The following is an 11,940-nucleotide window of genomic DNA, read 5'->3' on the forward strand; positions in this document are numbered from 1 at the left end:
CGGACTGGGATCGGGCGAGCAGGTCGCAGCGTCGGGCAGCCCTGAGGGATGTGGTTCACGAGCGGCTCGGCGGTTTGCGTCTCTCGGTCGTCCGGTTCACTCACCTGTGGTCGGGTTCTCGTCCGGTGACGTGGCGGGATGAAGCCAGTCGCCGTCTGGCCGTGCGAGCAGCCTGGCGTTGTTGTAGGCCATCCCTGTGGTGAGGACCGTGTCGCCTCGGTAGTGCTCACCACGTCGCGACACCACCAAGGCGAGATCGACTTTCGTTGGTTCGCGCAATGCCAGTGGTAGCAGCAACTGAACCTGTTGGTGCTGCGGATACCAAAAGGGGACAGCGGTCTTGTAGTTATGCCGTACTCGCTTCTTCGCGACCTCTACAGCTCCGTTCAGCAGCAGCTCCAGGGTGTACGGCGCATCCTGGAGTTCTTTGGGGAACCGTGTGAGGTTGTCCTCAACGATGTGGCGAATGTTGACCTTCAGCTCTCGTCGCCAGTCGAAGATGTAGTCGGCGGGATTCTCCGTGTACGTAGCGAAGTCTGGCAGTGCCGGGAACTTGTCGAGCAGCAGCCGGTCGCTTTCGACCAGCCACGACTGAAGCCGCCACGGTTGGCGCTCGCCGGTGTTGCGGCGGAACAGGCCGTAGATCGACTCCTGACGGGTGGTGGCGAGTCCGACGTTGAACGCGCTGTAGTCGGCGTCCTCGCTGACGGTGATTTTGTCCTGCTGCTTGATCCGAGCGAACGTGTGCTCGACGTAGTTGCGGAGAATTCGCTTCTCGTCGGGGTATCGCGAGTCCATCCCGTCCCAGTCCTCGCTGGCGGCTAGGTCAGCGATCTTGTCGAGGTAGTCGGGATCGCCGCTGCCGTCCTGTCGTTCCTGAGAGGTCCGTAGCTTGCCGACGTAGGCGTAGTCGAAGAGGGCTGACGGCTGCCTCCGTGGTGCTGATTGCACGACCTGCGTCATTTGAATCCTCTCGTGCTCGGCCATGTCGCCGTGCGCAGTCACGCTTCCTATAGACGTCTGATCGCGTCGATGGCGGCAAAGCGTTACTGGCGCTCTGGAAGGAACGGGCGCCGACGGACGAGATTACTGGCAGCTCTGTGATGGTTGAGCGACGCGAGGTCGACTGACCAGTCGGCCGCCTTTGTTGCTCTCCGCGTTGCCGTACTCGGGGCGTGGCGAGCGGTGCTCAGCTCGGCCTTGGGGAGCTGCTGGACGGTCTGTATAAGGACGTGCGCAGCCGAGTACCGAATCAGGCTGCGCTCATCTGTGCTACTGCGGCGGCGACACCGGCCGCTGCCGACCCACGGCTTGGCGCACGTGCAGTAGCGGCGAGAGCTGCCGCTAGGGAACCTTATTCCACATAAGCGGGAATTCTTGGTGTAACCTCTTCGAGCCCTCCGGCGATCAATGGGCTACGCGGCGGCAATGTCTGTTACGCGGCAGAATCGCGCAAGTGGCCGGGTGGAGGAAGGCGAGTGACGACACCGAGCATCGGCAGCGTCCTGCTCAAGGGGCGGTACGAGCTGGTTGATGATCCAGTAGCGGGCGCAGGTAAATCGCAGATCTGGAAGGGGTTCAACTCAGGCTACGACTTCCTGGTCAAGACGTGGCGATATGAAGGCGACCAACCCGACCCCGTGCAGCGGGCACTGTGGGATCAGGAGCTGCGCACCCTCTATAAGGTGGCTAGCAGTCCCCGCTCCGAGGAGTCGCTGGTGCTGCTCAAGGACGCTGGGCTGGACCCTGATTACCAATGCTTCGTTATGGTGCTGGAAGCCGTCGGATACGACCGGCTGGCCGAAGCGCTCCAGCGTCGCCCGGCGCATTCGTGGTTGTCCGATCGCGGTGCTTCAGCGAGGAGGGAGATTTGGGGCGGCCTCGGACGCATCGCCACCGGGTTGAACCTGCTGCACGAACGTCAGGTGTTGCACCGGGGCGTCGACGTCGACTCTGTGTACTTCGACCAGGATCAGGGGCCGGAGTCATTCCGGCTCGGCGGGTTCGAATGGTCTGTCAAACTCGGCCGGCCTGTGGGCAGCAAACCTCCGCACGGCTGGCCGATGCCTCCTGAACGCGTTGCTGGCAGCCTGACTACGTGGCGGCCGGACGACGACTGGTTCGCCTTCGGAATCCTTTGCGCGCGGGTCCTGCTCGACATCGAGCGGTTCGGAGGAAACCCGCCGAAGGAACGCTATGAGCGCACCGTGAAGGCGGTGCAAACCTCGTCGCAGCACCTGTCAGACGCCGAGCGGAAGTTCATCCTCGATCTCATCGCCGCCGACCCGCTGGAACGCCAGACGCTCTCGTTCGACATCCTCGCCCGTATCCAGGAGATCGTAAGTTCGCTAGGGCATCCAAAGCTCACCTCGCCGGACAACGTTCAGCACATCCTGGCGCTAGACCTGCGCAACGCGGACTTTATCGACCACTTGCTTGAGAATGGCCTGCGCGAGCACATGAAGTTCGGCGTGACCGACACGTTCATCCCGCTCGACCCTCGCCACCGCAGCGAAGCCTGTGAATTCATCCGCCAAGATATGCGCAACGCGTCTGTCTATGCGGTGCCGGGGCAGAAGTACTATATCCTGGTCGGAGGGCGGCTTAGCCTTAAGGTGACCAGATATCGGACGCGCGATGGGCAGTTGACCTGGCAGGTGGCCGATTGCAGGTCGGCGTTGTCGCTGCGCTACAGCGAGGACGACGACAGCTATCGCGATCTCCCAGTGGGCAGCGTGTTCGCCTACTCCCGTGATCAGTTGGCCCGTGACCGAACGATCATTCAGAACTCCTCGACGTGGGAACCGGTGCTGCCCAAGGCCGACCGCAGCGCGATCGTCTCGCGAGAACTAGCCCGGCTCCACGAGTTCCTGCGAGCGAGCAACCAGATCGAACTGCTGCTGCTCGACTCCCAAATCTTCCCGTATGAACTCGTCAACGGCCCGTGGATTGAGGAAAACGAGGAGCGGATCGTCGTTCGTGAGCGCGCACGGCCAGAGGGACACGAACAGCTCAACTCCTTCGATATCAGCCTCATTGACTTTCTTCAGCGGGAGGTCAGGGGCAGCGACAAGTCAAAGTTCATCCTCACGCCGGCACGTGACGGCGATCGGCTTAAGTTGCCCCGGAAGGACCGAAACACGGTCGACGTTGACGACTCGTGGCAGGTCGAGCACTTCGAACCGCACACACATGAGATCAGGCTGGTCCGCGCGGCAATCGGCGAGAACCGTAGCCGTCCCGAACCCCTCGGCTTCCTGCGGAGTGCTGGCATGCCTGGACAGATCAGCCTGTTCCAGCGCCGGAAGAAGGCCATCGACGCGCTTGATCAACACGGTTACTTGCTTCGTTCACTGATCAACCCTGGCATGGTTCGGATGGACACAGGGGTCTCTGAACTTCCGGTACCCCTGGATCACAAGCTCGTGGACGAACCTAAGCGGGCCAGCATCGAGGACATCCTCAGAGTGCGGCCGATCTATACGCTTCAGGGGCCGCCTGGCACTGGGAAGACGACGCTCGTGGCGTGGCTGCTGCGGGAGATCGTGGCAGAGGACCCCGTGGTCCAGGTGCTCGTCACGGCGCAGGCACACGGGGCTGTCGACGTGCTGCGGTCGAAGGTAGGTGAGGCGTTCCGAGACGTGCCTGAGGATCAGCGTCCGCTGGAAGTCCGGCTACGCAGTGTCCACAAAGCGGATGAAGACGCAAAAGACGGGGCAAAAGGTGTCGCGAAGCAAGTTCTTGAGCGCAGCATCTTGCACCTCAAGGGGTTGAAGGACCCTACAGTTGTGCAGTCCGACTGGCTCGCCGACGCCCAAGCCATGTGGGCCGAGATGGATCAGATCAACGGCACGACAGACTTGGGCCGCCGCTCCGCGGACTTTGTAGAACTGGTCAAGCGCGGCGCCAACTTGACCTACTGCACCACCAGCGCGGGTGACCTGGTCGGCCTGGCTGCAGGGCAGGCGTTCGACTGGTCGATCGTTGAGGAGGCGGGCAAGGCGCACGGGTTCGACCTGGCGCTGCCGCTGCAGGCGGGGCACCGGTGGCTGCTGATTGGCGACCACAAGCAACTCGATCCTTACCGCTGGGAGAACTACCGCGATGGCGTTGAGCAGTTCGACACGGTAGTCCGGTTGCTGCGCGAGTTGAAAGGACGCGCGTTCGACCTGGTGGATCAGGCGTGGATCGACACCTGGGAGGAGCGAACGCCAGCCGAGCGGGCAGAGTTCAAGGAATTCGCGAAGGAGTGGTTGAAGACGTTCAAGAGCTTATTCGAACAGTGCGCGCACGCGACTAGTGGCGAGCGAGAGATCATCACTGAGACGACACCGGTAGGTGCGTCGGCGGGCAAGTTGGTTGGTCAGCACCGAATGCATCCGAACATCGGTCAGATCATCTCAGAGGCATACTACGGTCGGGCACTGGTCAACCGAACGATCGATGAGGACGGCGAACCCGTCGACCGAGTCCGGCATGGGTTCACTACGCCGGCTGAAATTAGGGATCGTGCCATCGTGTGGCTGGACGTGCCATGGTGCAGGCGTGACCCGGAGACCAAAGAGGTCGGCCCTAAGGACGGTCAATCGCCCTACACCAACCCAATGGAGGCGCGGGCGCTCGCGAACTTCCTGCGCACGCTGGGGCCGTCGTGCGACTATGGCGGAAAGCTTGCCGTGCTTTCTCCTTACGGTCGTCAGGTGAACCTGTTGAGCACGCAGCTCCGTGGTGTCCAACTCCCGGCGGGGTTGGCGCCTCGGTTGAGCCTCAACGTAGCGGGCGCGGAGCGTTCCACTTTCCCGACCCACACCGTTGACTCTTTCCAAGGCAACCAGGCTGACGTCGTGGCGATCAGCCTCGTGCGCAACAACGAGGAAGACCCCGGTAAGGGCATCGGCTTCTTGGACGACGCGGGCCGGATGAACGTGCTGCTATCCCGGGCCGAACGGCTACTGATCCTCGTGGGTTCGTGGGAATTCTTCCAACACCAAACCCATAACCTGCCGATCGGCGACACCTCGCAGCCGCTGTGGCCATTGAAAAAGATCACGACGCTGCTCGCCGACTGGTTCGCGAGCGGTCAGGCTGCACTTATCCCGGCGGACCTCGGGGAGCGCCCATGATTGTTCTGGTGCCGGTCAGCATGTTCAACGTTCCGTTCACGGTCGCTCAAGGCCGTCCGTACAGTCGGTTGGAAGTCCGTGTGCTGGAGGACATCGCCCAACGAGGTGGCACTGATACACAGGCGACCCTCGCTTCACTGCGCGAGACCTTCCACGTGCATCAGCGCCTACTGGTCGAAGCGGTAGTCACCTTGATCGGCGCAGGTTGGGTCGCGGTAGCCGACGGCCGCGAGGCGACGTTCGCGCTGACGGACGAGGGAGCTAAGGCGTTGTCGACGGGCAAGGACCCCGCGTCGGTCGTTGTCCGACCGGGGATGCCCTGTACGGTGATCATGGACCTCACGGCCGGGCAACTCGCCCGGCGCAATGAGGTGCCGACTGTGCACTTGAATGACCACGAGGTTCGGAGATACGCCCGCACGCCGGTTCGGCTCGTTAGGCGCTCGCTGGACGAGGCGCAGGTGGACAAACTTCTCCCGCGAGCCAGCGGCGACTGGGTCCGCAGCATTGGGCGGCCGAGGTTGGTGAACTTCCGCCGTTACATCCCAGTGCGAGTGAGTCTGGAAAGCCAGGAGGTCGTTGGCCTGCCGCGAGGGTGGGGCCGGGCGTTGACCGACCACATCGTGTCGGCGGCTACCAAGCACCACGACGAGACGATCGGGCAGGGCGAAGCTGCCTCGAACTCGTTCGACTGGCTGGACAACCCTGGGTTCGAACCGAGGGAGGCGCAGCGCACCACCAGGGCCAAGGTGCAGGCTGTGGGTACCTTGGCAGGTACTGAGAACCACCTCAGCGTGCTGGAGACGGCGTTCAGGACCGCGTACAGGTATGTACTCGTAGCTTCGCCTACGATCGAGCCACAGGTACTCCTGCGCTGGGAAGGCGCCATGCGGTCGGCGCTGAAACGCGGCGTGCGTATTGACTTGTTGTATGGCGAGGCGACCGCCGCCGTAGGACAGGGTGACCTGGTCAAGATCGCGAACAGGATCGGCTACGATGCCGTCGGCCAGCGGGGGAGGGATCTCATGCGACCCTCCACGAAGCCGACGCATTGCCCGGCTGGCTTGCTGTCCTTCGACCGTCCGGACGGGATGCCGGATGTGGTGGTTGGCGACTTCGACTGGCTGGGTCACCAGGGGACGGGCATCTCGCTGCACGTTCGAGGTCACGCGATCGGGACTGGCATTGCTCAGGTCGCCGCCGCTCTTTGGCGGCGCTCCGGCGAAGACGCCTCGGTCGACCGGTGGCGGAGAATCGCGCGGTCGTGTCAGGACGCTGCTGCGCTAGAAGGCGTCCAGGGGGAACTGAGCGGGTCTGTCGACGTCGAACTTCTGGTCGACGACGAGCACGCGGCGACCGAGTCGACGCCTAGCGGCGGCAAGATCTTCGGTGCGGCGAAACCATGTGCGGATTCTGCAATTTCTGGCGTGGTTGGTGTTTCGATACGAGAGGTGGCACAGGAAATTGGAAGCTGACGTGATTGGTACTATATTTCTAGGTCCAGCGCGTCGCTGAAATTGCATCAGACGTTGACCAGCCCGCCGGTATTAGCTGTACGGTCAGCGCTGACGGATCTTGAGAGGTCAATGGCGCTGAACGGTCATCAACGGCGCTTATTGACATCAACTCTCGATTTGCGTCATTCGGAGGTCTCGTGATGTCTATTGGCAACGTTAGGGAGCAGTTGCGCCGACTCTGCTGGTGACTTGTGCTCGGCGTCTCGATGTCCACAAGGAGTTGCGTTGACGGGCTGTGGCAACGGACGTCGGTGTACTTGACTCATGTACAAGTGTTCGACGCCTGCCGCAGTCGACACGTACCCATCATGGGAGCGCTATGGGAGGAGATTGGGAGAAGCTAAGGTGTGGCAATGGGATCGAGCTGCGGTCAAATGTATCCAATTGCACCGCCGCGACCTGCTTCTTCGTGTTTCCGCAGGTCGGGTTGTTATTCGGCCTACCCTGGGGGTCAAGGGGTCGCAGGTTCAAATCCTGTCGTCCCGACGGTCTGAATCAGCCCGCTGATTCTGGGTGAAAGCCCAGGTCAGCGGGCTTTTTCGTGCACTCGAAACGATCTTCGCTTGATCATCAATTTCATGATCGACAGGTCGAGGTAGGAGCCAAGGAGGAGGCGCTGCCTCCTTCGTTTGACTAAGCGCAAACGGGGTCGCCACGAACGGGTGAATTTGCCAAACGGCGCTGAACTGGCGTCAGCTGGCCCGTTCTGACTTCATCCGCGGTCAACGAGGCGTGACTGGTGATGGGTCGGCCGGTGCAGGAGGTGGTCACGTCGAAGTCGCGAACGTGCTCGAACCTCTCCGTATCGACCAGTAGGGCGGCGTTCCTGCCGCAACGCGGTCCAGCGGATTCGAACTGGGCCTGCCGGCACGCTGTGCCTTGTCGCCGCGAAGCCGAAGCGTGACGAAGCGAATTTCGAAGTGCCTGCGGTGTCGGGATGGCTTGTAGCGCGAACGCTCCGAGCCAGTGCTGTTGATCCGCCAAGATAGCGGCATGGCGCAGTACGCCTGCGACGAGACCCGCCGTGCGCTGATGGCCGTCTGGGAGACCGGTGATGGGCAGTTGGCTCGCACGGTCTTGGTGTTGCCGCCGGTGCTGGACCAGGAAGCGGCGTTGCGGCTCGCGGCCAGTCTGACGACCTTGTTGCGGTGGGCGTGGCGGACCTGCACCTATCCGGCGAGCGCCACCGAAAGCGTGGAGCCGAAGGCTGGCGTCGGCAGGGAGAGCGGGACGCGTTCGCCGAGGTACTCGACCACGTGAACAAGCCCCATCTGCCCGATGAGCAGGGATCCCTCATCCAGTCATTCGTGCTGGTCGAGGAAGCTGCCCACCGCGTCGGGCGGGCGCTGTACGCGTTCGGTGACCATGCGCTCTCAGATGCTGTCATCGCGGAAGTCCAGGAGGAGTTGGCGGCGGTCGAGCATGCGGAGCTGGGCGACCTCGACGACGAGGAAGACGGCAACCGAGTCGACGAGGAGTTCTTCGAACCTCTTCGAGAACAGGCCGAGGACGAACGCGATCGACTTCTGTAGCTCCGAACCGGTGACCTCTTGGGTGTGAACTATGGCACCGATATCGCGCTGAACTGCGGAAACAACACTCTTGCAGGTCGGCGCAGGGCCGTTCAGGTCCATTGAGGACCGTTCCGGCATGTTCAGCGCCCGAGTTGCTCCCAATCTGCTCCCACTCCGTGCTCCCAAGGCTTCACGCAGCGGCCCGAACGCGACAGGCCGCCACGGTTACGGCCGACGACAAGCTCAGGCGGCCGGCCCGGCGTATCCCGGTTCCCGCGCGACCGGACGTTTCGGGGAGGGGTGAAACGTTTTCAGCGCAGTTGACGTTGTTCGCGCATCGCTGGCAGGCTCGATCCCCGAGGGCGTCTTCGCGCGGCTGGGGGGTGAACGGCCGGAAACTGTCCACTGCCGATTGCAGTCGATGAGCTGCTTCTCATACGTGGCCCGGTAGGTGAATGCCGCACGAACGCCCTGGGTTGCTCGAACCACGGCGAATCCCACTCTGTCACAGTAGAGATCGAGAGGAAGTATTTTGAGGTCGAGAACCAGAGTTTTCGCGCTCATCACGTTCGCTCTGTCCGTGGTCTTGGTCGGTACCACGCCGGCGCCCGCCGCCAGCGCCCAGACCGTGGAACTCGCCGCGCCGGCCGGCAGCGGCCTCCCGCCCTACATCGCCGTCATCAAGCCGGTCACCGCGAAGCGGCTCGCTTCCAGCTGGCGCGAAGGCTGCCCCGTCGGGCCCGATCAGCTGCGGCTGATCAGCCTGAACTTCGTGGGCTTCGATGGTGCGGTGCGCCGCGGCGAGCTGGTCGTCAATGCCGATCTCGCCGTCGAGGTCGCCCGCATCTTCGCCGACCTGTACTTCGACCGGTTCCCCATCCAGCGGATGGAGACCGTGGAAAAGTACGACTCCGACGACGACGCGTCGATGGCGGCGAACAACACCTCGGCGTTCAACTGCCGGGCGATCACTGGCGGCACCGCCTGGTCCAACCACTCCTACGGACGGGCCATCGACATCAACCCCGTGCAGAACCCCTACATCTCCCGCAGCGGCACGGTCTACCCGCCCAACGGCGCGCCCTACGTCGACCGCACCCAGAACGTGCCCGGCATGATCCACGCGGGCGACCCCACGGAGCAGGCGTTCACCACACGCGGCTGGGCCTGGGGCGGCTTCTGGGACACACCGATCGACTACCAGCATTTTGAGAAGCCCTGACGGCGTCCAGGACCAGCCCTCGGGGAGGGAGTCAAACGAACGGTGTAACTCGGGTTGACGGAAACTACTTGTGTCCGGCGGCCAGGTGGCCGTTGAAGGCGATGTCGAACGCGTTGAGCGCGGTTTCCAGCGCATCGTCCAGCGTGCGCGTCCGGTGCCGGTCGGGTCCAGGCTCATGATCGCCATGTAGACGCATTTGAGCGCGGCTTGCTCGTTGGGGAAGTGCCCGCGGGCTTTGACGGCGCGGTGGATGCGGGCGTTGACGCTCTCGATTGCGTTGGTCGAGCAGATCACCCGCCGGATCTCCGGATCGAACGCGAGAAACGGCACGAACTCGGCCCAGGCGTTGTCCCACAACCGCAATATCGCCGGATACTGGGCGCCCCAGGCCTCAGCGAACTCGCCGAAACGCTCGCGGGCGGCGGCCTCGGTCGGCGGTGTAAACGGGTTCGAGGGTCTTGGCGATCGCGGCCCAGTGCTGGCGGCCCGCGTAGCGGAAACTGTTGCGCAGCAAGTGCACCACGCAGGTCTGGGTGATCGTCTGCGGCGAGACCGTGGTGATCGCGTCGGGCAGGCCGGTCAGCCCGTCACAGACCACCATCAGGACGTCGGCGACGCCGCGGTTCTTGAGCTCGGTGAGCACGTACAGCCAGTACTTGGCACCTTCGCCGCCGTCGCCGGCCCACAACCCGAGGATGTCACGCCGTCCTTCGCAGGTGACCGCGCGCGACGTAGATCGGCCGGTTGGCGACCTGCCCGTCGCGGATCTTGACGTGGATAGCGTCGATAAAGATCATCGGACACACCGCGTCCAACGGCCGGTTCTGCCATTCGACCATGCCCTCGATCACCTTGTCGGTGGTCGTGGAGATGGTCTGGCGCGACACCTCGGCGCCATAGACCTCCGCGAGATGCGCGGAAATCTCACCGGTGGTCAAACCTCGGCGGCCAGCGAGATCACCATCTCGTCCACGCCGCCCAGACGCCTCTGCCGCTTCGCGACAATTGTGGGCTCGCAGCTGGTGTCGGTCATGCGGCACGTCAATCTCGATTAGGCCGACATCGGTGAGCACCGTCTTGAGCGGGTGCCGTTGCGCGAGTTGCTGTCATAGCCGAGGTGGTCGGTGATTTCGCCTCGAGTGCGGACTCCAGCAGCCGCTTGGTCAGCTGCTGCAGCACCCCGCCCTCACCGGTCAGTTGCAGCCCGCTCGCTTTGGCGCTGCTCAGCAGCTGCGCGACGAGCTGCTCGTCCAGGCCGTCCAGACCGGCTGCGGGTTCGAGTCCTCGGCGTTCTCCACGCCGGACATCATGTCGGTCATCAGGTGCACTTCCATGATCGGGAATTACACCGAAGGCTTCGTGGATGTCGTCGCGGATCTCTTAGTGACCAGTTCAAAATGAGCTGGCGTGTCGGCTTTGCCTGCGGGGCAGGACATTCCAAGATCATGGTGTGCGTGAGGAGGTCCTGACCGACGAGCTGTGGGCTCGGCTGGAACCGTTGATCCCGATGTCTCCGAGGCGTTTCCGCTATCCGGGTCGCCGGCGTGCCGACGACCGCGCCGCGCTGGAGGGCATCCTCTACGCGGTGCGCACTGGCATCGGCTGGAACCGGCTGCCCACCGCCTTGTTCGGCGCATCAGGCTCGACCTGCTGGCGGCGGTTGACCGAATGGCACGAAGCCGGCGTCTGGCAGCAACTGCACGAGCTGCTGCTCGCCGAGCTACGCGCCGCCGGGCTGCTGGACCTGTCCGCTGCCCTGGTCGACTCCACCCACCTGCGCGCGTTCAAAGGGGGGACCACACCGGGCCGAGCCCGGTCGACCGCCGCAAACTCGGCTCCAAGCACCACCTGATCACCGACGCGGGTGGCATCCCGCTGGCCGTCACACTCACCGGCGGGCACCGCAATGACGTCACTCAGCTGATTCCGCTCATCGACGCGATCCCGCCGATCCGCGGCGTGGTCGGCAAACCACGCCGCCGACCGCGCCGGATCTACGCCGACCGCGGCTACGACCATGACGAGTACCGGCGCCTGGTCCGCACCCGCGGCATCACACCCGTCATCGCCCGCCGCGGCGTCGAACACGGCTCCGGCCTGGGCACGGTCCGCTGGCCGGTCGAACGCACCTTCGCCTGGCTCAAAGGCTTCCGACGACTCCGCATCCGCACCGAACGCCGAGCCGACGTCCATCAGGCCATGCTCAGCCTTGCCTGCTCGATCATCTGCCTGCGCAAACTCATTCTGAACTGATCTCTTAGCGGATCCGCAGGCGGTGGAACCAGTGCAGCAGCGCGAAGGTCTGCTCGACGACCCACCGGTAGGCGCCCGGGCCGGAGCCGTGTTCGCTGCCGCGGCGGGCGATCACCGGTGTGATGCCTTCGGATCGCACCAGGTTGCGGTACTTGTTGTGGTCGTAGCCGCGGTCGGCGTAGAGCGTGTCGGGCCGGAACCGCGGAGGCAGGAAACGCGTGTCGTGGCCGAAACGGCTGCGGGTCGTGCAAAGCACACAGTCCGTCAGATTGTGGAATTTGGAGCCGTGACGGGATCCGCCATCGTTGTCC

Annotated in this window: 8 protein-coding genes and 2 pseudogenes; 6 read left to right on the forward strand and 4 right to left on the reverse strand. The window is 63.6% G+C overall.

Features of this window, described 5'->3' with window-relative positions:
* Positions 1-96 precede the first annotated feature (96 nt).
* Positions 97-963, reverse strand: a complete 867-nt coding sequence (locus L6E10_RS12320) for a DUF3825 domain-containing protein (protein WP_236219638.1) — start codon at positions 961-963, stop codon at positions 97-99.
* 515 nt (positions 964-1,478) lie between these two features.
* Between L6E10_RS12320 and L6E10_RS40760 the strand changes: the two genes are divergently transcribed.
* From L6E10_RS40760 to L6E10_RS12345, 5 genes are all read left to right on the forward strand, one after another.
* A complete protein-coding gene (locus L6E10_RS40760; RefSeq protein WP_236219639.1) occupies positions 1,479-5,123 on the forward strand; it encodes an AAA domain-containing protein in 3,645 nt (1,214 codons plus the stop codon).
* The gene (locus L6E10_RS12330) at positions 5,120-6,598 is read left to right on the forward strand and encodes a winged helix DNA-binding protein (protein ID WP_236219640.1); all 1,479 of its coding nucleotides are present in this window, start codon (positions 5,120-5,122) and stop codon (positions 6,596-6,598) included. The genes L6E10_RS40760 and L6E10_RS12330 overlap by 4 nt, the downstream gene beginning before the upstream one ends.
* 1,035 nt (positions 6,599-7,633) lie before the next feature.
* Complete coding sequence (locus tag L6E10_RS12335) at positions 7,634-7,900, forward strand: hypothetical protein (RefSeq protein ID WP_236219641.1); 267 nt, start codon at positions 7,634-7,636, stop codon at positions 7,898-7,900.
* Positions 7,897-8,172, forward strand: coding sequence for a hypothetical protein (locus tag L6E10_RS12340; RefSeq protein ID WP_236219642.1), 276 nt, complete (start codon positions 7,897-7,899; stop codon positions 8,170-8,172). The genes L6E10_RS12335 and L6E10_RS12340 overlap by 4 nt, the downstream gene beginning before the upstream one ends.
* 514 nt (positions 8,173-8,686) lie before the next feature.
* On the forward strand, positions 8,687-9,376 hold the full coding sequence (locus L6E10_RS12345; RefSeq protein WP_374236438.1) for a M15 family metallopeptidase: 690 nt from the start codon (positions 8,687-8,689) through the stop codon (positions 9,374-9,376).
* Between the two features lie 228 nt (positions 9,377-9,604).
* Here L6E10_RS12345 and L6E10_RS40280 read toward each other — a convergent pair.
* A pseudogene (locus tag L6E10_RS40280) lies at positions 9,605-9,742 on the reverse strand (transposase); the annotation flags it as partial.
* Positions 9,743-9,767: 25 nt separating this feature from the next.
* Positions 9,768-10,449: pseudogene (locus L6E10_RS41175) on the reverse strand (transposase).
* 377 nt (positions 10,450-10,826) lie between these two features.
* On the opposite strand from L6E10_RS41175, the gene L6E10_RS12360 reads away from it, so the two are divergent.
* A protein-coding gene (locus tag L6E10_RS12360) for an IS5 family transposase (RefSeq protein WP_374236440.1) occupies positions 10,827-11,629 on the forward strand; the annotation gives its coding sequence in 2 pieces (ribosomal slippage) (positions 10,827-11,172 and positions 11,172-11,629; 804 coding nt in all).
* Between the two features lie 4 nt (positions 11,630-11,633).
* On the opposite strand, the gene L6E10_RS12365 is transcribed toward L6E10_RS12360, so the two are convergent.
* Complete coding sequence (locus tag L6E10_RS12365; RefSeq protein WP_374236442.1) at positions 11,634-11,885, reverse strand: hypothetical protein; 252 nt, start codon at positions 11,883-11,885, stop codon at positions 11,634-11,636.
* Positions 11,886-11,940 lie beyond the last annotated feature (55 nt).

Origin of the sequence: Lentzea sp. CC55 (assembly GCF_021056325.1) — a bacterium.
Classification (GTDB): domain Bacteria; phylum Actinomycetota; class Actinomycetes; order Mycobacteriales; family Pseudonocardiaceae; genus Lentzea; species Lentzea jiangxiensis.

Bases quoted from the DNA above. Each gene is read 5' to 3' on its own strand.
- L6E10_RS12330 (WP_236219640.1), top strand. From the start codon at position 5,120: ATGATTGTTCTGGTGCCGGTCAGCATGTTCAACGTTCCGTTCACGGTC.
- L6E10_RS12320 (WP_236219638.1), bottom strand. From the start codon at position 963: ATGACGCAGGTCGTGCAATCAGCACCACGGAGGCAGCCGTCAGCCCTC.
- L6E10_RS12335 (WP_236219641.1), top strand. From the start codon at position 7,634: ATGGCGCAGTACGCCTGCGACGAGACCCGCCGTGCGCTGATGGCCGTC.